The organism is Methanolobus sp. ZRKC5, from assembly GCF_038446525.1.
GTDB lineage: Archaea > Halobacteriota > Methanosarcinia > Methanosarcinales > Methanosarcinaceae > Methanolobus.
This window is the reverse complement of the sequence record NZ_CP151792.1, coordinates 2,260,473-2,284,756: the sequence shown is the minus strand read 5'-3', so window position 1 is coordinate 2,284,756 and position 24,284 is coordinate 2,260,473. Positions and strand designations below refer to the sequence as shown.

The following is a 24,284-nucleotide window of genomic DNA, read 5'->3' as shown; positions in this document are numbered from 1 at the left end:
CAAAATGAAGCATACAATTATGTAGAGCTGCGTTTCACAACTTTCCTGATAGTTCTGCCCCCGAAATTAACCCCTCCAACAAGCTGGACACCGGGTTTTCCCTTTATCAAACCTGCATAGTCACCATTGAAAGTGGCAATTATGCTCTTGTTTGCAACAACCTCAACACGCCCACCCACACCAACAAGGGCTTTTAGAATACCTTCTACCTGAGAAGGGGTTGCATTATCGGCAACCCTTATAATATGTGTTTCCACAGGCATGCAACTTAGTTCCCGGAAGTGGACTTCCTGACTGACGATATTCTGGCGGCCTGCCTGTCGGATAACACCGCTCTGACATTCCTCACAGTCCCTGTGACTACAGGCTTTGCAGTTATACCTGAAACCGCAGTGAACTCTACCTTAGAAGTGGCTACCACAAGATCAATTGCACTTCCAATATCTGCATACTCCCCGGCAGCTACGGACTGACTGAGAACCTTACCGACATTAAAAGCATCAGTTTGTTCAGTCACCTTTCCGGAATGAAGCTTGCCAGCTTCCAATGCTTTTTGAGCAGAAGCCAGATTCATACCTACAATATTTGGCACCTCAACTGAAGTGATCTTTGAGATGACCAGATCCACAGCATCCCCAGCTTTTGCAACCGAACTGCCAGAGGGTATCTGAGAGAGTACTGTTGCCTGTCCAAGAGAACTGTCTTTTTCAATTACCTCGCCCTGTACAAAACCAGCAGCCTTTATTATAGATACTGCAAGGTCCATATCCAACCCTACAACATCAGGCACATCAATATAATCAGAGAATATGCGTTCTTTTGATGATGAATTTATAGTGAATTCGACCTCACTCAGGTTGTCTGCAGGAATAACATCGTCTGCCTTTGGAAGCTGGAAACGTAGTTCATCGTCCTTCACAGCTATATTGGTCCTGAGTTTGATGTTCATAGAACTTACGTTATAATCCACCCTTGAGGACTCTGAATTTATAGACTCATCCATCTGCACAAGGGAATCACGAAAAGCTTTAACGAGGTTTGCAGAAGATAACTCAGGCCTTGTACGTGAAAGTTGTTCCAGTTTCTTATCACTTTCAGCTTTTTCTTTAAGAATTTCCTGAACCCTGTTGTCAAGGATAGCATAATCCTGTTTCAGGACCAGGTTTTCTTTTTTCAACTCATCCACTACATCTGTTTTAGACACCAGTTCCCTCTGGACAGCCCCCAGTTCAGATTCTATACCGACAATATTCTTCTGGAGCAGAGTATAGCTCTGTTTTTTTAATGCAGCAGTTGTTGACTTATTTAACCGTTCAATATTCTGCCTTAATTCCGTAATATCGCTCATTCCACCCCTCCACTCATTACTCTTCCACTATCCTTGAAGAAGAAGGAACTGATACTATTTTCGCCTTAAGAACGCTTGAACCCTCTACATCATATGAGTTTAGTGATTTGTAAGAAGCATTCAAAGGTGCTGCATTAAGGACCCGTTTGTACCCACGTATACGGTTTTTTGAATCCCTTTCTTCCTCATACTTCATGGACAGGGCCATTTTAAGTTCGATATCAACTTCAGGTATGTGATACCAGGTGGCTTCAAGATCGAACTCCTGAAGCGCTTCATCAGTTGAAAGTTCTATTTGTGTGTCAATGGAATTACGGTCAAGTGCCCTTTGTGTCTGTGCAATGGATTTACCCATTTCACTTAATATGGTTGAAAGCGGACTGACAAGAACCTCTTCAATACTTTCGCTACTGTTGGATGGCAAAGTATAATCTCCTTCAATATTCTGTTAAAAATAAATTGTCAATGCAGATATCACTGCATTGATTCACATATACCTGCCTTACTCTGAGGAACTCTCTTTGACCCTGACGGTTGGGATAGCTCTCTCTGGTGGTGGCACTGGTTTGAGTGTTGTACGCAGAAGACTGGTACCTGATTCACTGAAGGTATACTTTGACTTATATGTTGCATCATAAGTCGATGTGTATGCAACATTAGTTGTGTTTTCGTAGCTTACCTTAGATTTACCGAATAGAAGACCTGCAAGACCACCGGACTTGTAGCTTCCACTTATTTTCGACTGGTTGGTGAACTTGAACTCTCTACCATATTTCCTTTCTGTTGAATACTCCTTCTTCATTGATATAGTCATTTTGACTTCAATAACAGATTCGGTGAATTCATAGAAACGAGGTTCAAGACCATATGTAAGTAAGGACATGGGTTGATCATTGGTAACTACATCAGTAGCAGTTACGTTCCCATCCTCATCTACCGTCTCCTCTATATAGAGAATTACACTCCCAGCTTCCAGTTCAGTCTCTGCAAGGGCCTGCGCAACATTAATCGAATTAATGTCCAGAGCAGTTTGCCCCTCTGCAATAGCAAAAGCCATTTCTTTTATCATGTCCCCAAATGGAACATCTAATAGTTTTTGACCAACAGATGCCATAAAATCCCTCCAAATTTTTTATACAATATATAATGGAACAGTATACCATATAGACTTTGTCAAAAATATTAATGTTATTATAAAAATATAATTCTTAACTTTTGGCCCATAAATCGATAGAACTATGTACAAAAGACAAATAAATTTACAAATAAAACATGAGTAGAAAATATGAGATCCAATAAAGACCTAAAAAAGAAAATGAAGACAGGATAATCTTAGATTATCCCTGTGTTATGGACCTGCCCATCTCAAAAGCCCTGACATTGATATCAATTGTCTTCTGAGGGACAAGCTCCCTGACGCATCCCAGAATAGTTTCAACAGATATTGGCAGGTAATTTGAAACTGCACCCACCATGACAACATTCATGGACTGCGGATGTCCTGCCTCTTTCGCAAGTTCGGTTGCATTGAAGGCTTTTACATCGTGGCTCTGTTTAAGTTTTTCAACAATGGCATCTACGTCCGGATAGCTACAAAGTCCTGAAGTTACAGTGACCGGAAGAATTGGATCGGTGTTGACTATGATGACTCCGTCATCAGAAAGGAATTCAAGATACCTTAGAGCCTCACTTGGCTCAAGTGCAAGCAGTACATCAGCACCTTTCATAGGGATCATTGAACCGAGTTCACAGTCAAGCCTGATGTGATTTACAACTGAGCCGCCACGTTGTGCCATTCCATGAGTCTCTGCTGCACGCACTGACATATTTTCCTTTACAGCAGCCTTACCGATTATATCAGATGCAAGGATAGTACCCTGCCCACCTACCCCGGCAATTACAAGATCGAATCTGGATATTCCTTCTGCACTCATTTCTTCACCTCCGAGATTGCATCAAACTTACAAAGACTGGCACACACTCCACAGCCTGTGCACATTGCATTGATAGATGCCTTTTTGGTATTTGCATCAAACTCAATTGCAGGACAGCCCAGGTTCACACAGAGCCTGCATCCCACACACGCATCTGCATCGATGGTGAACGGTTTTCTGCGAAGACCTGAACGTTTTGCATCGATGACACAAAGCTGTCTTGTGATTACAACGGATGTTCCCTTGTAGTCCTTTGCTCTTTTGAAGACCTCTTCCGTCTGCTTAAGGTCATATGGATCAACGGTTTCTACAAATTCAGCACCAAGTCCCCGACATAGAGCTTCAATTGAAACTTCCACGGTTTTCTCGCCTGTGGCAGTTTTGCCCATTCCAGGATTTGGCTGATGACCGGTCATTGCGGTTATACGGTTGTCTACTATAGTTACTGTGATGTCGGCTTTATTATAGATAGCATTGAGCAGACCATTCATTCCGGTATGGAAGAATGTTGAGTCACCAATTGAACAGCAGATAGGTTTCTTCTCCCCTGCCTGATACATTCCGCTCGCCACGGTTATACTACCACCCATACAGAGTGTGGTATCAACTGTACCGCTCTGGATACCCAGTGTGTAGCAACCGATGTCACTTGGGAAGATGGCATTCTTGCCATAGACTTTTTTCATGACATGGAAAGTTGCCCTGTGAGAGCATCCCGGACACATTACAGGAGGACGCATGGGCAGATCTATTCTGCATGCATCATAATCAAAATCTTCTGTGACTTCAGCAGGAACATCCGACTTTTCGAGTCCGAGAACGTCTGCAAGGACATCTGCACAGATGTCGGTGTTAAGCTCGAATATCCTTGGAACAGGCCCCTGCATCTTGCCGATTATTTCCACGCTGGAACCGGTTTCCTGTGCAATTATCCTGACCCGTTCTTCGACCACAGGCTCCATTTCTTCGAAAATTATTATACGCTCAGAGTTCTCCATGAGAGTGCGTATCTTGTTCTCAGGAACAGGATAGGTTCCAATCTTGAGGAATGATGCATCCACACCCTGTTTGATGATAGCTTCCTTTGCATAGACAGAAGCGATTCCTGATGCTATGACTCCGACCTTGGCACCCTCACATAGTTCAAGTGAATTCCATGGTGAGTCTTCAAGCTCAGTCAGGATGTCCTTTTGTAATTCAAGCAGATGAACGTGCTGTACCCTGGCATTCTTAGGAACCATGACCCATCTTTCAAGTTCCTTCTGGAAATCTGCTGTGGGTTTGGTCTCGTTCACGGGTCCGAGCTCTACATCGGACTTTCCATGGGATATACGAGTTGTAGGCCTGAATATTACAGGCATCTGCACCTTGTTAGAGAATTCAAACGCATAGGACATCATATCCTTGGCTTCCTGCGGTGTGGCAGGGTCCAGACATGGAATTAGTGAGAATTGTGAATATCTGCGGGTGTCCTGTTCGTTCTGTGATGAATGACATGATGGATCATCTGCAACGATGATGACCATACTACCCTTGACACCAGTATATGCAAGGGTTAGTAACGGGTCTGCTGCTACGTTAAGTCCCACGTGTTTCATGGTGACTACTGAACGCACTCCAGTCATTGCAGCACCGGCTGCCACTTCAAGGGCAACCTTCTCATTGACCGACCACTCTACATAAAAGTCTCTTTCTAACATTGCTGCCAGAGTACCGATGATCTCAGATGACGGTGTCCCGGGATACCCGGATATGACCTGTCCGCCTCCTTCAACGATACCGCGTGCAATTGCAACGTTTCCCAGCATGTACTCGCGTGTGCTCATGATAATCTCCTGCCAATCCATACTTAATGATTATTGATAAAGATATCTAAGAGAATGTTATGTGTTAACATACTGCAGGGAGATGGTGATTTGATAAAACAAAGACAAAAATTCGCTGAACATTAAAATTAAAGTAACTATTCAGCCTGGCACGATTTGCCTATTGGTACTGATTTCATCGAAATAGAGATGTCTGCTCACTAACAATCGAACAATCAAAAAAGCAATCAATAGCAACAATCAAAATAAATGATCCGAATGAAATTTACGTTTCAACTTTTTGTCAAGATTGTTATTGATAGCGTTTTTATCAGGCTGAATAGTTACAAATTAAATCCAAAAATACCGAACTCTAGGCAGTCAACTATAATCGACAAATATAAAACCAAAGAACTATGTGCAATATCACTATAAATAATATAATACTTACATCACTCTTTTAAAAAACCCAAGGTGGTTTATTTTATGGTTCTGGAAATTGAAGAAAAGGTCATTGAGGCAAAGAAGGCATCCATCATCCTTGCAAGTGTCAGCACTGAGACAAAGAATGCCGCTCTTGAAGCAATGGCACAGGCACTTAACGATAATCGCGATAAGATACTTGAAGCAAACCGGAAGGACGTTGAGACTGCTGAGAAGCTGAAAAGGAAAGGAGAACTTTCCCAGGCTCTTGTGGACAGGCTCAAGGTAAACGACAGCAAGATAAGCGGAATGATAGACGGCATTCGTGATGTTATCAATCTTGAAGACCCGGTGGGGGAGACCATTGATGCACTTGAACTTGATAAGGGACTCGAACTCTACAAGGTAAGTTCCCCTATCGGACTTATCGGAGTAATATTTGAAGCACGCCCTGATGTAGTGCCACAGGTCATGGCACTGTGCCTTAAAAGCGGGAATGCCACCATATTTAAAGGCGGAAGCGAGGCACTCAATTCCAATCGTGTTATCTTCGATCTTCTAAACGAAGCAGCAGAATCCGTAAAGAGAATGACAACAGGCGCATTCCAGCTAATGGAAACAAGGGAAGAGGTCAACGACATCCTGCGTCTGGACACATACATCGACCTGCTTATTCCAAGGGGCTCCAACGTATTTGTGAAATACATGCAGGACAACACAAAGATACCAGTTCTCGGACACGCAGACGGTATCTGTCATGTATACGTCGATGACGAGGCAGACTTTGGAAAAGCATACAACGTCTGTTTTGATTCCAAAGTCCAGTACCCTGCAGTATGTAATGCAATGGAAACACTGCTTATCAATGAGAATATAGCCGAAAAGTTCCTTCCGAAAATGGCAAGGATGTACGACGAAGCGGGCGTAGAGATGCGCTGTGATGATGGATCATTCAAAATACTGGAACAGATAGACTTCCTTAAAAGCATAGTTAGAGCCACTGAAGACGACTGGAGAACAGAGTACAACGACCTTACACTCTCCATAAAGATAGTCACCTCAATGGAAGAAGCCATCGAGCACATCAATCACTATGGCTCCCATCACACTGATGCCATTATAACATGTAACGATCTCAAAAAGAAGAGATTTACCGACCTTGTCGATTCATCAAGTGTCATGCTCAACGCATCCACAAGATTTGCAGACGGCTTCAGATATGGAAAAGGAGCGGAGGTCGGTATCAGTACCAACAAGATCCACGCACGTGGTCCGGTAGGAATGGAAGGACTGCTCATCTACAAGTATATACTTGTAGGCAATGGAGACATGGTCGCAGATTATGCAGGACCTGATGCGAAGAAATTCACACACCGCAGGCTCAACAAGACGGCATCAAATGCCCTTTCCAGATAAGAAGAAGAAGAGCCGTACAGAAATCAATAAGGCAGTAAGAAAAACAGGAGCAACACTTTTGACCGACAGGAAAGAGCTCTTCAATGATGTGAACAAGATCGTCATAAAAGTAGGCACATCATCCATCAATACCGAAGACGGCAAGCTTAACCGTCAATTTATGGAGAGCATGGCGCAACAAGTGGCTGAACTGCACGAGACAGGCAAAAAAGTTATCCTCGTAAGTTCAGGTGCAATCGGTATTGGGATAGACATACTGGATTTTGACAGCAGGCCAAAGGAAATACCTGTCAGGCAGGCATGTGCTGCTGTCGGTCAGGGTTTACTAATGCAGGAATGGGGAAATTCCTTCACAAAACACAACCTCAAAGTGGCCCAAATTCTCCTTACCTACGAATCATTCTCCAACAGGCTGACATATCTAAACCTGAGGAACAGCATATCCACCCTGCTTAGCTACGGCGTCATACCGATCATCAATGAGAATGACAGCACGTGTGTTAACGAGATCGAAGCAACATTCGGTGACAATGACAAACTTTCTGCAATGGTTGCCAGCAAGATGGAAGCCGACCTCCTTATAATCCTTTCCGATATCGATGGTCTTTATAATAAAAATCCCAAACGCAACAACAATGCGAAACTCCTTAGTCTTGTAGAAGATATCACGCCTGAAATCGAAAGCTATGGAGGTAATCCCACAAGCATGAAAGGTGTTGGCGGAATGAGAACCAAGATCGAAGCCGCAAAGATATGCCACATGTCAGGATGCTATATGATAATCGCCAACAGCGGTGTTGATAACATTGTCACAAAAGTGCTTGATGGAGGAGACATTGGAACACTGTTCCTCGCAAACCAGGAAGTTCAAAAGAACAGGATACGCTGGATACTACTCTCAAAAGCATGTGGTTCCATTGAAGTGGATGCCGGTGCAAAGGATGCCATACTAAGCAGCATGAGCCTGCTCCCTTCAGGAGTTATAAGTATACATGACGACTTTGACAGAGGAGAGATAGTTGAGATCATCTGTGAAGGAAAGGTATTTGCAAAAGGCATCACAGACTACACATCCGAAGAACTGGAACAGGTCAAAGGCAAGCACACAGATATGCTAGCTGATATCCTTGGTTACAAAAACTACAACCACGTCATAAAGAAAGAGAATATAGGGATTTGCTGAATCTATTTACTAATCCTGTTTATTTTTTCATAAATGTTCATTAATCTTTAATAATTGATTCCCTATATACATATTTCAAATTGAGATCTAAAATGACTTTGGAAGAACAGGTACTTGACAGGATAAAACCCAGTCCTGAAGAAAAAGAGAAGTTACAGGAAGTAGCTTCCGAACTGCTATCAAACGTAATTACTGCTGCAAAACAACTGGGAATAAAGAATATCATCCCTAAACTTGTTGGTTCTGCTGCCAGAAATACCTGGATATCAGGCACACATGATCTTGATATTTTTATTGCATTCCCGGAAAGTACCAGTCGGGAAGAACTGAAAGTTAACGGGCTTCTCATTGCCAGGGAAGTTGCAAAGGATGGAAAGAACATTGAGGAACGCTATGCAGAACATCCTTACCTCAACATGAATTACAGAGGTTTCGACGTTGACCTTGTCCCCTGTTTTGCCGTTGATTCCGCCTCCATGATCAAGTCTGCCGTTGACAGAACACCTTTTCATAATGAATTCATCAAGATGAGCATTCCCGGTCGCGAAGATGATGTGCTGATCATGAAACAGTTTATGAAAGGCACCGGAACCTATGGCTCTGAGCTTCGGACACAGGGATTCTCAGGTTATCTCACTGAACTTCTGATAGTACACTACGGTTCATTCCGCAACACAATGCGAAACGCATGCAACTGGAAACCGGGACTCACCATCGACATGCTGGAACATGGAACAGTCAAGCACGAAGACCCTCTTATTGTCATAGACCCCACCGACCCGAAGAGAAATGTGGCTGCTGCACTTTCCCTGAATCAATTTGCACAATTCATCGACGTCTGTAGACTATACACGGAAGAACCTTCTGAAGATTTCTTCTTCCCAAAAGAAAAGGCACCTATGAAAGAAAACGAGATCATCGATATGATGAACTCAAGGGGAAGCTCGTTTGTTGCTATTGTCTTCAAGGCTCCGGACCTTGTTGATGACATACTGTATCCTCAACTGGATAAAATGGAGCACTCGGTCCGTGCCTTGCTTGATGAATATGATTTTAAGGTATTGAATTCGGGCTACTGGGCAAAAGAAGATGCAATTATCCTTTTAGAACTTATCTCATCTGAACTTCCAAATGTTAAAAAACATAGAGGTCCACCTGTATGGGTCAGTGAACATGCACAAGGATTCAAGGAAAAATATCAGGATTCAGATGAACTATTCTCACTTTACATAGAGGATGGCTTCTACGTTGCCGATATCAGACGAAAGTTCTCAACTGCAAAGCACCTCTTCAATAAGAGAATGAGAACCTGTTCACTTGGGAAACACCTTGGAGAAGCAGTGACTGAAGGATTCACAATTCTGGAAGGCAACGAGATAGCAAAAATAAAGGAATCTGAATTCAGGATATTCCTGAGAAAATGGGAACAGAAAAAGTAATTATATTTACAGCTTTTTCTTTTTACGCTCAGAGCCCTTCAAGCCTTTTCTGATAGAAGAAATACTGCTGTGCATAGCCGCAGTATTGTCCGAAATACATGCGTCCCCAGTTACCAATTTTACTTTTCGTAGCATTTCCACCGAAGAATTCATGATCACCATAGACCGTCTTCACAACCTTTTCAACATGAGTATCCACCGGAAAAGCCTCCATCTTATCAAATGCAAAAAGGAGAATGCAGTCGGCCACTTTCTCCCCTATGCCTTCTAAAAACATCAACCTCTGTTTTGCTTCGTTGTAATCCACCTCAAAAATATCCCCCAGAACCAGATTTCCATCCTCCACATGTTTTGCAGCCTTGATCAGACGGCCTGACCTGAAACCAAGCTTGCAGCTACGAAGGTCATCATCGCATGCATGAACAAGTGAGTGAGGTTTTGGAAAACTGTAATAGCCTTCCTCAATTTCTTCCCCGTAATTACTGCACATCATGGAAATACCCCTTTTGATGTTAGGAATACTCCAGGCGGTTGCGAGCATGTAGGATATGAGGCATTCCCAGGGTTCCTGCCTGATAAGACGAAGTCCCATGTACTTTCTTATAGCCTCATCCATAAATTTATCCTTATTGACCTCTTGAAGGATGGTATCAAGGTCATCATCAAAACGAAAATAATTCTCAAAATAACTTTTTGTTACCTTTGAATCTACCAGGACCTCACCGCTTTTGCTGTCCTGCTGCAAGCGTGCAACATGACCATTTACAACCCCGGTCCACCAGCCATCGATAAAGTCCCACCGGAATACCTGACCACAATCAAGGGTGTAGTTCAGGTTAAAGTTCTCAGAGAAAAGAGTATACATATCAGGAATTGAGTTCAAGCTCCCTTAAAAAAATGGCGGCTGAGATAGTGTCCCCAAGTCCCACGGTTGACACAGGCTCATCACAAATACGGGTCGGAACTATGGTCACCAGATAAGACATGTGTATCCCGCATGTGTTGCTGCACTTCCACTCTTCTTCTATGTGTTTTGCAAGTTTGGAAGATGCTGCTTTTCCAAACTCACTTTTCGGTATATTGGATGCTATCGTGAGCAGCTCTCCCCTGTCAGTAAGCTTCCCGGAACATGCAAAAGCAGCAGCACATCCGGCTCCAAAATCCATTGCATTAATTGTTTTTTCTGGATCATCATCTGTCCTGCATGATACTGAAAGTGCGAATTCCCTTGTGTGAACAAGCATTCTACACAGCCCGAAATCACTGCAAAGTTTTATTGCCGATTCTGCAATTGCCACCGAATCCATTGCGAGTATCGGTTTTGGGTCCATTCCATTGATACTGGCAAGCATGGCAAGTTCATCTTCATTCATCCCTATGCGGTCAACTATAGGAGACAGAATAGAAAATGCATAGGATGCTATTTTCCCGGAAGAAAAATGACCGAATTCTACATGAATATACAGGTCTTTTCTGGCTTCTTTCCAACTCTGGAGTTGCTTTAGGGATGTATCCAGTTTTAGCTTATAATCGTTCTTTTCAGAACCTTCTTCATCTTCCTGCAACATGTGGAAACCGGAAATAATAGCTCCATCCATCTCTGCGGTATTTTTCATGGAATAATCCCGGAAATGTTCATTAAGGTGAAGCTGGAAGTTTAAAAGATCGTAGGTTGCTATGAACCTGTTTTCCCTTGGAACTGAAATGATGTCACCTGAAAAATTAACAGTGTCTCCTTTTTTGAAGTCGAATACAAAGTGAATGAGCTCAGGCCTGTTATTATTGGCTGGTAGAATAGCCCCTATTTCCTTACTGTTGTACAGCTTTCCATCATACGGATGGAAGATAGCCTTTTGAGAAAAAAAGGATGCCTGCAGTTTTGAAAGACTGGCAACATTCGGCACCACCTTTGAAGCGCCGAGCTCTGAGAGAACGTTGGCCATTATACCCATATTGCCACCCATTCTCATTAAAGAATCATTGAGAAATGTCTTTTTGAGCCATTCAAAAACTTCTTTGTCATGAATGAGCCATTCAGCGCCTGTACCATCACGCATGCATAAAAGCAGGCCTGCAAAGAAGTCTGATTTTGATGATATGGAACCTGGAGGATTTACTAATTTCTCCTGAAACTTGTCCTGAAATTCTGTGCTCTCTTCGAGCATTCGGGAAAGTTCCTGGCCATCAATGTGATTGATGGAATCTATATTTGCATTGTAGGCACAGAGAATATTCATCGGTTACTCCTTTATCTGGCATATATTGACCTTCGGCATTTTTGCAAGCAAAGCAATAAAAGCACCTGCTGATATGGCGTCACCTATCCCCACCGTTGCAACAGGGTCCTTTACAACTTTGGATGGAACTATAATAAGACCATGACTACTACTGCTTATACAACCATCCTCGAAATCCTCAGCTGTACAGATGCCCCTTCTCACAAGATATTTTTCAAGTTCTATAAGGTCATCATGTCCGTCAGTATAGACAGGTACTTCCAGACCTACGGAAATATCATCAATACATTTAATGGCGCCAAGAGTTGCCTGTGTTGCTGCCACCGTTGAAGCAAAAAGCAGTGCCTGCCTGTGAGAATCTGCATCCAGTGGATGGTCCTTTGATACCACACAGATATAATAGCCCAGTGAATGAATATGCACCCTCTGCAACTCAAGTTCCTTGAGAAGCCTGACAGCGCCTTCGTAGAGAGAAACAATGCTGTTCTCGCCTTTATTTATCACAGAATATGCCAGTTCCTCGTATCCAAGCACGTTGAGAGCGTTTGCAACTTCCACGGTATCAAGACCAAGTGAAGTTACATGCTTTTTCACGATATCGGTAAGCAGGGCTTTGCGGATGACCTTGTTCTGTATGGATGTAAATTCCACATGTATACGCATCTGAGGATTGCAGCCTTTCAGACGCTCTATTACACTGACAGCCCTCTGCACATAATCAAGATAGGTTGTACCGTCTTCGTATTCTTCCTTAATCATCTGGTATCCGGCAAGAATTGCACCGTCTATGTCTTCCCTGATATCAGAGAGCTGCTCGTACATCTCAGGACTCATGTCTATTCTTATCCATTTAGGCCGGGATGATATTATCAACCGGTTGTCCCTTGGAACTTCGTATTTTTCGCCTGCACAACTGAACTTCATACCATTGGAGAATTCAAGTATCCAGTTGATCTTGGGCTTTTGCTCCGGGTCATATGCTTCCTTTGGATGTTTCAGAACTAGTTTCCCGTCTTCCATAACAGGATGCCACAGATTAGGAGAATCCACAAAATACTCTGCCTGCTCCCTTGCAAGCCATGGTACATAGGTGATGACGTTCTTCACGCCAAGAGTTACCAGAAGATTGGATATGATACCAGCCTGCCCGCCCATGCGTGCAGAATCAAAAACAAGGTTATCCATTAACCATTCATGAATATCAGTTGTATAAGTAGGAACTTCAGCCGCCTTGCCGTCCCGCATGGCTATGATGAGGCGGGCCATAAAATCTACAGGGTCTTTTATCTCTCTGGGATATTCCACCATCCTTTCATGTATCTTTTCGCATCCCACTATCCCAATGAGCTTTTTTATGTCCGTTTCGCTGATATGTTTCATGGCATCAACATTACTATTATAAGCCACGAATACACCCTGCACATTTTCAAGCTGCCCTTTTACATTAGAGACTGCTTCTGAATACCGTTTTTCCCAATCGGCAATGTCCATTATTTCACCCAATGAATACAAATTATGTTTAGAGAGTATTTATATGTGATTGATAGAAGGAAGAGATGTTAATGCGCCCAATTAATATACCCAGCATTCTCTCATATCCTGAAAGTTCCTTAAATGAGCAGCATATATTCAACCCAAAAAAATTAACCATCAATTCTCTTTCTGATACAATGGAATTTCAAATGTAAAAGTGCTGCCTTTCCCCAGACTGCTCTCTACCAGAACGTTTCCACCGTGCATTTCCACATATTTTTTAACAATTGCAAGACCAAGACCCGTCCCTTCAAATTTACGGGTTAGAAAAGAGTCTGCTTGTTTGAAGGGTTTGAATATCTCTTGTTGGTCGTCTTTTGAAATACCAATACCATTATCTGAGACAGAGACCTGCAGTGTGCCATTGATGGAAATTGTATTAACGTATATGTCTCCCTTTTCAGGTGTGAATTTAATTGCGTTGGAAAAAAGGTTATACATAATATCTTTAATCTTGCTTTTGTCGGCATATATTTCGACATCATCAGTCTGAATTTCGGACCTTATATCGATGAGTTTCTTCTTTGCAGCAGGTTGCATCGATATCAAAGTTTCATCTATTAGATCACTAACTCTGAAAGTTCCATATTCAAGTTTCATCTTCCCGGCTTCAACTTTTGATAGATCGAGAATATCATTGATCAATTCGAGCAAATGTTCACTGCTGTCCAGAATATTCGAAAGATACACTGATTGTTTTTCGTTCAGCTCACCCACTATTTTATCATTTAGCACTTGTGAAAAACCGTAAATGGAATTAAGAGGGGTGCGTAGTTCGTGACTCATGTTAGCAAGGAATTCTGATTTTGCCTTGTTAGCAGCTTCTGAATCTATTTTAGCACGCAGTAATACCTCTTCAGCCTGCTTCCTTTCTGTAATATCCCTGCACACGCATAAAGATAATTTCTGCTCCCCAAACATGACCCCGTTCGAATTGACCTCCACATCAATAAAAGAGCCGTCTTTGCGGCGTTGGCTCATCTCAAAATGATTCCCGGGTTCACCAACATGCCTGATCATTTCAACCAATTCTTCACGTGTCCATTGGGTGTCCCAATCCCAAACATGCAACTCAAGGCCTTCTTCCAGAGAATAGCCAAGCATATCCGCATATTTTTGGTTCATCTCGTAAACTTTACCATTTTTATCAAGGGCAACTATCCCATCCCGGGATTTTTCTATGAATATACGTCTCCAGATAGCCTCTTCGGCAATTTGTTTATCAATCCTTTTTTGTTCAGTGATATCCTGAATCATTCCGATAACTGCATTTCGCTCGGGGAAATATTCAGCCACCGAACGTATATCACGGGTCTCACCATCATTTTGCCTCATTATCCTGAATTGGACTTCATAAGGCACCTTGCTAGTCATTAAATCACTTAGTGCCGCATCCAGAATAGGAACATATTCAGGTAGCAGTACTTTTTGCATATCTTCGATCGTACACTGTTTATCTTCCATGCCGTATATTCTAAGTATTTCCTCCGAAGCATCCACTTTGCCGGAGTTTAAGTCGAACTCCCAGCTTCCAAAATGTCCGATCTTCTGTGCAGTACGAAGCTTTAATTCTCTCGCCTTCAGTTCCTCTTCTGCTTGTTTGCGCGGGGTAATATCCCTGCCAACACCCAGTACTCCTATCAACTGTCCATTAGAATCATACATTGGACTTTTGATGGTTTCGAGATATTCTTCATGTCCATCATCGGAGTACGTGATCTTCTCTTCATTCATAACAGGTTTTCCAGCTTCCATTGCTTCCCTGTCTTTTTGGGTGAAAAAATCTGCCAGATCACTGTCTACGAAATCATAATCAGTCTTCCCAATAATTTCTGCCTCTTTTGCACCAAAGAATCGCTCAAACTTGGCATTGCATATGAGGTAAGTACCATTAGCATCTTTCAGCCAAACTACGTCTGGAATCGTATCCACTAATGTGCGTAATTGCCCTTTGCTATCCAACAGCGACTTTTCTGCAAACCTATGGTCGGTTATATCTTCCCCAACACTGGTAATACCGAAAATTCTACCATGTTGGTCTTTAAAAACAGTATTTGTCCAGGCAATTAATCTCCTGTCCCCATCTTTTGTGATAATCTCATTTTCATGATATGTGGGCACATCATTATTTTCAATTGTCTTAAGGAAGGCGGTTTTTATGTCAGCAGTTGTTTCTGCCGGCAGGAAAATTTCAAACCAATTTTTGTTAAGAACTTCTTCTTTTTTCCATCCTGTCAGATCGAGTAAGTAGTCATTAAAAGAAATAATATCCCCATTTGAAGCCAATGTTAACTTGACAAGCTGTATGTTATTTAGGACTGTATGAAAACGTTTTTCTAATCCAAGTAAATCTGCATCTGTTTTTTTCTGCCCATTGATATCAATATGTTGTAAAAGAACATTTGTAGGATGATTTTGTGAGAGTGGTTGGACTTTCATTAAAAAAAAGTGTTTTTCACCAGAAACCTGGCAGGAATATCCAAGCTTGAATATGTTCTTATCCCCATTAATGACATCTCTTATCCCTTTTGCTGCTTCTGCAGCTTCTTCTGCTTTTTCACCAGTTGTTTCATCACACTTTTTTAAATAATCGATTCCTTCAACATTTTTAACAGGATGTGTACCATTGCTCCAGACAAATTCATGCCAACTTGAATTCGAATAAGAAATGATCCCATCGGGTGATAGTATGACAATTCCATCTCCATGGATATCCATTGAATCCACTTCAAACTTAGAAACCGAGGAATCGTTTATTTTCAAAGACATATCTGGCACACCCACTTTTATGAAATTGATTATATAATAAGGGTTACTTATAATTTGTTGCAACCGAATACAGAGTAGTGGGAATTATCAAAAACAATAAAGGTATGCCAAAATTATTTAATAATGCAAGAAACTAAAAAAAGAAGTACAGAAAGGTTCAGCCCCTCCACTATTAACAGAAATATCAAGTCGTGTACTCAGCATTAATCCTGACATAATCATACGTCAGGTCACAACCCCATGCTGTCGCACTCTCGTGACCCAGACCGAGGTCAGTTATGATGAATATCTCGTCCTGGTCCATGATGGACTTTAGCTGGGACAGGGCTTCCTCCTCATTTTTGACCACTTTGCCGTTTTTTACCAGTTCAACGACCTCGGTTCCGGCTGAGAATGAAAGGGAGATCTTCGTCTGGTCCATATCTGCACCGGAATAACCAGCTGCTACTATGACACGTCCCCAATTGGGGTCCTGACCGAAGATGGCAGACTTGACCAGAGGGGAGCGGACTATTGCCTTGGCCACAAGACGAGCATCCTTTTCAGAGGCTGCACCGGTGACCTTGGACTCTATGAGTTTAGTGGCACCTTCTCCGTCGATTGCTATTATTTTTGCAAGCTCGGTCAGTACAAGATCAAGACCTGCCTGGAAATCAGACGTTTGCGGACTGATACCGGACTGGCCTGTGGCTGTTACAAGTACCATATCGTTGGTGCTTGTGTCACCATCCACAACCACCATATTGAAACTTTTATCTACGGAACTTGTAAGGCATGAATGTAAGATCTCTGAAGGAATCTCTGCATCGGTATAGACAAAAGCAAGCATGGTACCCATATTAGGTTCTATCATACCTGAGCCCTTGGCAATTCCTGCAATGCGGATGCCGGAATCCATCTCAATGGCGAGCTCCTTTGGGACAGTGTCAGTTGTCATGATAGCACGTGCTGCACTCATACTGGCATCTGCGTCCTCACCCATAGAATCAAGGGCCTCATCAAGATGAGTCGTTATCCAGCCGGTGTCAAGTTTGTGTCCCACAACACCTGTGGAAGCCACAGCTACCAGTTCCTCGTCAACCCCAAGTTTGGAGGCAAGTGAAGATGCCATGATCCTGGCATCAGCAAGACCCTGCACACCTGTGAAAGCATTTGCATTGCCACTGTTTGCTATTACCGCAGAGAGCTTTCCGGTTTTTGAGAGGTTCTCCCTTGTAACCACCAGCGGAGCTGCAATGACCTTGTTCCTAGTGTAGACTCCGGCAGCGTTTCCTTCTGCCTGAATAATTGCCATTCCCATTTTTCCGGGCTTGATACCACCGGCACGCACGCCCTTTACCGCACAGATACCGCCTTCAATGAATTTCATAATATTCCTTCTTACAATTGTCCAAGACCGTCAATGATGTCGCCACGTGTAATGATACCCACAAGCTGTTCATCCTCATCCACAACTGGAAGACGGTTAATCTTGTGTTTAGTAATTATAGTAGAGGCTTCCTGTATCGAATCTTCCGGACTGACTGTGTAAACGTGTTTTGTCATGATCTCTTTGATTGGCTTTGAACCTACATCATCGAGCATGTTCTTGGTTTCTTCCCAATTGAGCAGCTCGCGGATAGGAACCTCGATAACCTCAAAAGGACTTGGCAACCAGAGCCCGCCATGTTCCGGGACTTGCAGCAATTTCAGGATATCGCCTTCTGAAACGATACCTACTACCTTGCCCTCATCCGCTACCGGCAGACCACTGATGTTTTCCTGTTTCAGGAGTTGCGCCACATCTCTTATCGCATCATCTGGAGCACAGGTAACAACGTTCGGGTTCATTACATCTTTTACTTTCATGATTATACCTTACTTTACTATAATATTTCAGGATTTGCACCTTACGGGAAGATTGCAGCGTTCCAGAGCCCGGCGGTCTCGTTAAAACCGCACATGAGGTTCATGTTCTGAATTGCCTGCCCTGATGCACCTTTTACAAGGTTGTCAATGGCAGAGACGACAACTACACGGTTGTTATTTTCATCAACCTCAAATCCGATGTCACAGAAATTGGAGCCACGAACAGCACCAAGAGTAGGAATGCCCTTGATTACACGCACAAATGGCTTGTCTGCATACATATCCTCGTACAATGACCTAACATCATCCAGCGTGAGTTGTTCCTTTGTGAATATGTGGGCTGTGGTGAGGATTCCCCTGCATGAAGGAACTACATGAGGTGTGAAACTGATGTTTGTCAGGGAATTATCCAGACGGTTGAGTTCCTGCACGAATTCAGAAACATGCCTGTGTGTGGTCAATTTGTACGCCTGCACATTCTCAGCCATGTTCGGATAGTGTGATGTCTGTGAAGGCTCAACTCCAGCACCGGTGACGCCTGACTTTGAGTCAAATATCACTGAGCTGATAAGTCCAGCCTTTGCCAGCGGAGCAGCACCCAGTATCGCACCTGTGGGGAAACATCCCGGATTTGCGATGAATGTCTGTTCAGCAACCTCTGGATGGAGCTCCGGCAGACCGAACACAGCTTCCATGGGACTCTTATGCTCAAGATTATAGACGGATTCGAAGACATCTGTCTTGAGCCTGTAATCCGCACTCAGATCTATGACCTTTGTCTTCCCGTCAATTAGCTTAGGCACTATGTTCATTGCAGTACCATGTGGCACAGCCACAAATACCACATCGCACTTCGACCTTACTTCTTCAGGACTGAGATTCTGGAACTCAAGGTCCAGAAATCCCCTCAGATGCGGGTGTGTTTCACTAACATCCGTTCCTGCAAGCTTCCTTGAAGTAGCTACCGTAATATTAACCTCGGGATGGTTCAGGAGCAAGCGCATAAGCTCCCCACCAGTGTATCCCGATGCACCGATTATTCCTGCACTTATCATGATTCTCACTGTAAAATTATTATCAAATATAAGATGGAGAAGTGATTGTAGTGCTATAACGGTTACGCTTTGGGAGGGGAGATAAGGAAAGAGGAAAAAAGAAAAGAAGATTGTTGTGAATGAAAAAATAGACATCATTAATCTTGATTGTATTAAATACGAAAAATATACAAAAACAATTAACTTAATAACTATTTGTAGGATGATGGGTGTTTTATGGAAAGATTAATAATCCCCATCACCCATTATGAATTATGGCAAAAAGGAGATATCGAGTAGAACTCAATTATCCAAAGGGAAAAAACCCACAGTATTTTTTAGTGAAAGATGTATGGTTTAAAGGAAAAAAAGGTAAAGTAAGACAGTATCTTGGAACAACTCCACCTTCAGAAATTGATATTATAAGATATTCAGATGAACATGCATTTAATCTTGAATTTAAAGTCGCTGAAAAAAAAGCAGAATTTAGCAGCAGCATTTATGATTCTGCCTATTTGCCTTTAGATAAGGTTAAAGAAATAGAACGTCTTCGGTTTTTGTATAAAACATTTACTGAATTACTCACTACTAATGAAATTGGAGCTTATGAAGAGAATTTTGAAATACATTATGTTCAAGGAACAACTTCCATAGAAGGAAATACATTTTCAATACAAGAAGCTCGTGACCTCTTAATAGATGGTATTGTACCAAAAGACAAGACACTAAGAGAAATTAATGAAATTCAAAATTTTAAAAAAGTGAGAAGTTGCAGAGACAAATATAAAAATAAAGTTAATTTAGATTTCATTAAAAGCTTACATAGTCTTGTGATGGCTAATATAGATGTAGAATCAGCAGGTACTTTTAGGAGAACCGATGATATTGGCATAATGGGGTGTGACTTAAGAGTTGCTCCATCAATTATGATCGAAGAAGAATTGAACGACATTATAAAGGAATATTACGAAGGAATAGAAAAAAACAAGTATCCTTTTGAGCAAGCAGTATTATTCCATTATAAATTTGAAATGATTCATCCATTTGCGGATGGCAATGGAAGAGTTGGTCGCGAAATATTTAACTATATGCTATCAAGAGAAGGCTATCCAAAGCTTTTGTTTTTAGGCAACGATAGAGAATCATACATAGTTTCGCTAAAATATGGTAACAAAGAAGATTGGGAACCTATGGTTAAATTATTTACAAATTTAGTACTCATACAAAGATACGATATCCTAATTAATAATTTAAAGAAGGTTGTCATTCCGCCAAAAAGAGATGGGCAAATGAGACTGTCAGATTTTAAATTTGATTAAAATATATACCCTATATGAGAAACTCAATAAATAGAAACTGACAGCCATCTACTTATAAAGTATTCAACCAATAATTCCAAAAGGATGGTCGAATAAACCATCCTTTTTCTTAAGAATACAATCAGCTCAAACCATCAAAAACCAAAAAACTGTGATACTTTCAGAACTACATTTGCAACGGTATATCTAACAGTATTTACAAGACCTACAGACTCAATTACAATCTCACCATTGTCCTTTGCGGCAATGAACTCAGCCAATGGGTCTGATTATCTGAGAATGTTTCTTATTGTAGTTTCATTTGCACCAAGCAGAAGACAATGGATAAAAAAAAGTGACTGGAAATATAATCCTTAATTTTAAGCTTAATTAAGAACTATTTTTCTTTTTTGTACATACTATTTAACTTTGGGATAAGCCCATAAATATAAAGGATAAATAGAGGACTTAAAGCCCTCAATCACCCTTTTGCTTCCTTATAACAACTATTCCAAGCATCAGAACAATTCCAACACCTGTGATCCAATAGAGATAACCGGAATTATCATCGTTATCTGCTGGTGTTACTTCTTCCACAACATCAGATGCTTCAGTAATCACTTCCGGTGTTTCCACCGCAGTTTCCTTTACTTCTTCTGTATCGGTTCCGAACAATGCATACATTGAGAAGTGACTTATCATTGCTGTTGCTTTGCCGCTTTCCCAGTCAATAGTTGTTTTCAGGGCTTCCCATCCACCTTCGGATGTGTAAGTGTAGATCGTTGGAGCTTTGTCTTCAAAATCTTCCGGATTAAAATCGATGGCAATGAGAACTTCCTTGTTGAAGGTTGTTCCTGATGGTCCGAAGTCATAGTAAAGACCTGATTCAACGACCTCCGCAGGAGTATCCACAGGTAAGGATGCAGGTTTGGTGACTATGATCTTGCTTACCGGATTGCCTAAAGGATCTGTAGCTGCCGTTCCTTTGTAAAAGGTCAACGTTGTTTTTGTGTCTGATGATTTTGCAGTGGTGTCAGCAGATATTTCCCCACCATCATTTGCAGACAACTGGGTTTCTGTACCCTGTGATCTTACTCTTGAAGCAACTGAACTGCCACTGGAACCTGAGCTGGTTGAACTGGTGCTTATAGTTTCTTTAAACAAACCAAATGTACCAAATTCAGATAGACTTACAGAAACATAATTATCAGTGGTATTAAGTGAAGTTCCGGAAACTGCGAGCCATTCACTATTATTTAACCTGTACAATGCCACAGAATCCTCAAGGCTGCTACTCAGTCCTGAATCATCATAGAAGAATGTGAAATTCATGGTTGATACACTTGAATTGACAATCGTTACATAGCGATTCATACTGGTTTTTCCAGAAAGAGCTGTTGCAACAGTTTCAACCCCTTTGAGTTTAACGTCACTATCACTTACAAAGGATAACTCTGCGGAATTATTTGTTAACACAAGATTATCTATTATGTTATCAGAACACGAATCGACAATTAAATCATAATCGGAGTTATTTATTGCATAATTTTCTGTCAAAGTAGTATTTCCTGATCTATAAATAACAATACCAATATCAGAATTTGAAATGACAGTATTATTGATCAAAGCATTGTTGCTTGATGTAGAAAGATGAATGCCATTATCAGCATTTGCACTGACAATATTGTTAATAAAAGTATTGTTGCTTGAAACATAAAGGTCAATACCATCATCAGCGTTTGAACTGACAGTGTTGTTAGTCAAAATATTATTATCTGAACCGGTAAAATAAATGCCGTCCACGGTGTTGTTACGGGTGGTAATATTGTCAAGAATGGCATAATTGGAATTAATCAAGCGCACTCCACGATAATTACCAGAGGAATTGACATTCTGTATAGTAGAATTATTAGTATAGGCAAATAAAACCCCATACACTCCTTTTGTCAATTCAAGGTCTTTTGCTGTAATGTTTGTAGAATTTATTGCATAGACAAGTCCTGCATCTGCAGGTATCTCTGCATCTGAACGATTGACCCAGTAATAAAGTGGTTTGTTATCAACCAGGTTGCTTATGTCAATGTTATGAATAAACTGTTGCAGACTAGACCCATAAGCTCCAAAATTGCCAGAATTTGATGACATGGTGTTATTTATCATGGTAGTGTTGCTTGAATGAGAAAGATAAATACCGGAATCAGAGTTGGAACTGGCAGTATTGTTGCTCAAAATATTGTTGCTTGAATGGTAAAGATAAAAACCGTCTTCAATGTTGTTAACGGCGGTAATATTTTCAAGATTGATATAGTTGGAATTGATCAAATCTACCCCATAATAATTTCTTGACGCATTGACATTCTGTATCGTAGAATGATTAGTATAGGCAAATAAAACCCCATCTTCTCCTTTTGTTAATTCAAGATCTTTAACTGTAATATTTGTAGAATTTATCACACACACAAGTCCCGCATCCGCAGGTATCTCTGCATCTGAACGATTGACCCAGTAATAAAGTGGTTTGCTATCGACCAGATTGGTTGAATCGATGTTGTGTATGAATTCTTCCAGAGTATCTCCTTGAACTCCAAAATTATGAGTGTTTGATGCCATTGTGTTATTGACCATGGTATTGCTATTTGAAGAAGCAAGGACAATACCGCTCCCGACGTTATTGCTGGCAGTATTGTTGGTCAAAACACTGTTATTTGAAGAAGAAAGAACAATACCGTACCCATTGTTGTCGCTAGCAGTATTGTTGATTATTGTACTGTTATTTGAAGAATCGAAAATAATGCCTATCCCATTGTTATTGGCGATATTGTTGGTAAAAGCATTGTTGCCTGAAGAATAAACAAAAATTCCAAACATGTTGTCACTGGCAGTATTGTTGATAACAGTGTTGTTACTTGAAGAAGAAAGGTAAATACTGCAGAGTCCAGAGCTAACATTGATGCCATCTATAGTATTGAAACTTGATAATGACAGGATCACGCCAAATTCACTTTCTGATACCGTGACGTTTTCGATTGTTGAATTTTCAGTGTGCTCAAATAGGGCACCTCCATTAACAAAATTGTTGTTTTTTACATTGAGATAACTTGAATTATTAGTATAGACACCGTAATAATTGCCATTCAATTGGTTATCTGAAATGTTACAACCGGAAACAGATGAAACATATATACCAGAATTATCGGTGGACGTTGCACCGGTTATATTGAATCCACTAATAATGACATTGTCAGAACTGATATTGAAAACACTGTTACCTGATGACCGGACCACTGTGCTTGCTGACCCATTTTCAGAGATGATAGTGACGGTTTTATTAACTATTACATTCTCGGTGTAAGTTCCATCACTTACAAGAATAGTGTCACCTGAATTTGCATTTAAAACAGCTGCACTAATTGTAGTATAATTTTTTCCGCTCTCTCCAACTGTTATTGTTGCAGGCATGATCATGCCCAGTGGCTCTGTTGTCAGTTCGTATTCCTGCCCACTGGTTGTTGTTATTGCAGCAGATGTAATTTCGGCTGGCAGATCATGTGAGGCTAGCCTGAGCTCCTGCTCTTCGATCAGTCTTGTTGCAGCAGATGTAATTTCAATAGGTAGCTGATGTGTTGCTAGTATGTGTTGCTGCTCTTCATCCGTTATTTCTGTAGCAGATACGATTCCCATGCATGATAATAAGATCAACAGCACTATTGAATATCTGAATATGTGTAACTTTTTTTGATTCATTCCAAACACCATTAATATCAACTTGGATTATATTAACACTATAATACTTGTTTTAATATTTAATGTGCCCCACACACTTCCCATAAGTTATCATAATAATAAAAACAGTAATACAACAGCTTGATTCAGAGAAGAAAATAGCTTTTCTAAAATAAGAGTAGCAATTTACAAAATAAAATAGTAATTTCACAAAAATAAAGAAGAAGGCTTAAAGCCCTCCATCCTCCTTCTTTTTCCTTACAACTACAACTCCCATAATCAGAACAATTCCGG

19 protein-coding genes are annotated in these 24,284 nt (G+C 41.3%); 4 read left to right on the top strand and 15 right to left on the bottom strand.

The annotated features are described in order from the left end of the window. Positions 1 to 17: 17 nt before the first annotated feature. From WN948_RS11160 to iorA, 6 genes are all read right to left on the bottom strand, one after another. On the bottom strand, positions 18 to 263 hold the full coding sequence (locus tag WN948_RS11160) for a hypothetical protein (RefSeq protein WP_342304286.1): 246 nt from the start codon (positions 261 to 263) through the stop codon (positions 18 to 20). A 5-nt stretch (positions 264 to 268) separates the two neighbouring features. Beyond that, positions 269 to 1,348, bottom strand: coding sequence for a PASTA domain-containing protein (locus WN948_RS11155; RefSeq protein WP_342304284.1), 1,080 nt, complete (start codon positions 1,346 to 1,348; stop codon positions 269 to 271). A gap of 16 nt (positions 1,349 to 1,364) precedes the next feature. Then, positions 1,365 to 1,772 carry a hypothetical protein gene (locus WN948_RS11150; RefSeq protein WP_342304283.1) on the bottom strand — a complete coding sequence of 136 codons (408 nt, stop codon included), beginning with the start codon at positions 1,770 to 1,772 and terminating at the stop codon, positions 1,365 to 1,367. Between the two features lie 78 nt (positions 1,773 to 1,850). Then, positions 1,851 to 2,462: a hypothetical protein gene (locus WN948_RS11145; RefSeq protein WP_342304282.1), complete on the bottom strand. Its 612-nt coding sequence runs from the start codon at positions 2,460 to 2,462 to the stop codon at positions 1,851 to 1,853. 223 nt (positions 2,463 to 2,685) lie between these two features. After that, positions 2,686 to 3,282, bottom strand: coding sequence for an indolepyruvate oxidoreductase subunit beta (locus tag WN948_RS11140; protein WP_342304281.1), 597 nt, complete (start codon positions 3,280 to 3,282; stop codon positions 2,686 to 2,688). Further along, the gene (gene iorA, locus WN948_RS11135; RefSeq protein ID WP_342304280.1) at positions 3,279 to 5,108 is read right to left on the bottom strand and encodes an indolepyruvate ferredoxin oxidoreductase subunit alpha; all 1,830 of its coding nucleotides are present in this window, start codon (positions 5,106 to 5,108) and stop codon (positions 3,279 to 3,281) included. The genes WN948_RS11140 and iorA overlap by 4 nt, the downstream gene beginning before the upstream one ends. Positions 5,109 to 5,573: 465 nt before the next feature. Here iorA and WN948_RS11130 point away from each other — a divergent pair, with 465 nt between their 5' ends. From WN948_RS11130 to cca, 3 genes are all read left to right on the top strand, one after another. Continuing rightward, entirely contained in the window at positions 5,574 to 6,926 is a 1,353-nt protein-coding gene (locus tag WN948_RS11130) for a glutamate-5-semialdehyde dehydrogenase (RefSeq protein WP_342304279.1), read from the top strand. A gap of 58 nt (positions 6,927 to 6,984) precedes the next feature. Beyond that, positions 6,985 to 8,109: a glutamate 5-kinase gene (gene proB, locus WN948_RS11125; RefSeq protein ID WP_342306461.1), complete on the top strand. Its 1,125-nt coding sequence runs from the start codon at positions 6,985 to 6,987 to the stop codon at positions 8,107 to 8,109. A gap of 92 nt (positions 8,110 to 8,201) precedes the next feature. Beyond that, a complete protein-coding gene (gene cca, locus WN948_RS11120; protein WP_342304278.1) occupies positions 8,202 to 9,548 on the top strand; it encodes a CCA tRNA nucleotidyltransferase in 1,347 nt (448 codons plus the stop codon). Positions 9,549 to 9,576: 28 nt separating this feature from the next. Here the strand turns inward: cca and WN948_RS11115 are convergent, their stop codons facing one another. From WN948_RS11115 to argC, 7 genes are all read right to left on the bottom strand, one after another. Beyond that, a complete protein-coding gene (locus tag WN948_RS11115; protein WP_342304277.1) occupies positions 9,577 to 10,431 on the bottom strand; it encodes a DNA glycosylase in 855 nt (284 codons plus the stop codon). Beyond that, positions 10,415 to 11,785 carry an ADP-dependent glucokinase/phosphofructokinase gene (locus WN948_RS11110; RefSeq protein ID WP_342304276.1) on the bottom strand — a complete coding sequence of 457 codons (1,371 nt, stop codon included), beginning with the start codon at positions 11,783 to 11,785 and terminating at the stop codon, positions 10,415 to 10,417. Before WN948_RS11110 ends, WN948_RS11115 begins: the two co-directional genes overlap by 17 nt. 3 nt (positions 11,786 to 11,788) lie before the next feature. Further along, positions 11,789 to 13,276, bottom strand: coding sequence for an ADP-specific phosphofructokinase (gene pfkC / locus WN948_RS11105; protein WP_342304275.1), 1,488 nt, complete (start codon positions 13,274 to 13,276; stop codon positions 11,789 to 11,791). Positions 13,277 to 13,435: 159 nt separating this feature from the next. Next, positions 13,436 to 16,087 carry a PAS domain-containing sensor histidine kinase gene (locus tag WN948_RS11100; protein WP_342304274.1) on the bottom strand — a complete coding sequence of 884 codons (2,652 nt, stop codon included), beginning with the start codon at positions 16,085 to 16,087 and terminating at the stop codon, positions 13,436 to 13,438. A 184-nt stretch (positions 16,088 to 16,271) separates the two neighbouring features. Then, a complete protein-coding gene (gene argJ, locus WN948_RS11095) occupies positions 16,272 to 17,456 on the bottom strand; it encodes a bifunctional ornithine acetyltransferase/N-acetylglutamate synthase (RefSeq protein ID WP_342304273.1) in 1,185 nt (394 codons plus the stop codon). A gap of 11 nt (positions 17,457 to 17,467) precedes the next feature. Beyond that, positions 17,468 to 17,935, bottom strand: a complete 468-nt coding sequence (locus tag WN948_RS11090; RefSeq protein ID WP_342304272.1) for a CBS domain-containing protein — start codon at positions 17,933 to 17,935, stop codon at positions 17,468 to 17,470. Positions 17,936 to 17,976: 41 nt separating this feature from the next. Further along, on the bottom strand, positions 17,977 to 18,990 hold the full coding sequence (gene argC, locus WN948_RS11085; protein WP_342304271.1) for an N-acetyl-gamma-glutamyl-phosphate reductase: 1,014 nt from the start codon (positions 18,988 to 18,990) through the stop codon (positions 17,977 to 17,979). A 254-nt stretch (positions 18,991 to 19,244) separates the two neighbouring features. Between argC and WN948_RS11080 the strand changes: the two genes are divergently transcribed. Then, on the top strand, positions 19,245 to 20,288 hold the full coding sequence (locus WN948_RS11080) for a Fic family protein (RefSeq protein ID WP_342304270.1): 1,044 nt from the start codon (positions 19,245 to 19,247) through the stop codon (positions 20,286 to 20,288). A gap of 134 nt (positions 20,289 to 20,422) precedes the next feature. Here the strand turns inward: WN948_RS11080 and WN948_RS11075 are convergent, their stop codons facing one another. Together WN948_RS11075 and WN948_RS11070 are read right to left on the bottom strand one after the other, a co-directional pair. Then, positions 20,423 to 20,548 (bottom strand): hypothetical protein, encoded by a 126-nt coding sequence (locus tag WN948_RS11075; protein WP_342304269.1) that lies wholly within the window; start codon positions 20,546 to 20,548, stop codon positions 20,423 to 20,425. A gap of 196 nt (positions 20,549 to 20,744) precedes the next feature. Next, on the bottom strand, positions 20,745 to 24,011 hold the full coding sequence (locus WN948_RS11070; protein ID WP_342304268.1) for a NosD domain-containing protein: 3,267 nt from the start codon (positions 24,009 to 24,011) through the stop codon (positions 20,745 to 20,747). Positions 24,012 to 24,284: the final 273 nt, after the last annotated feature.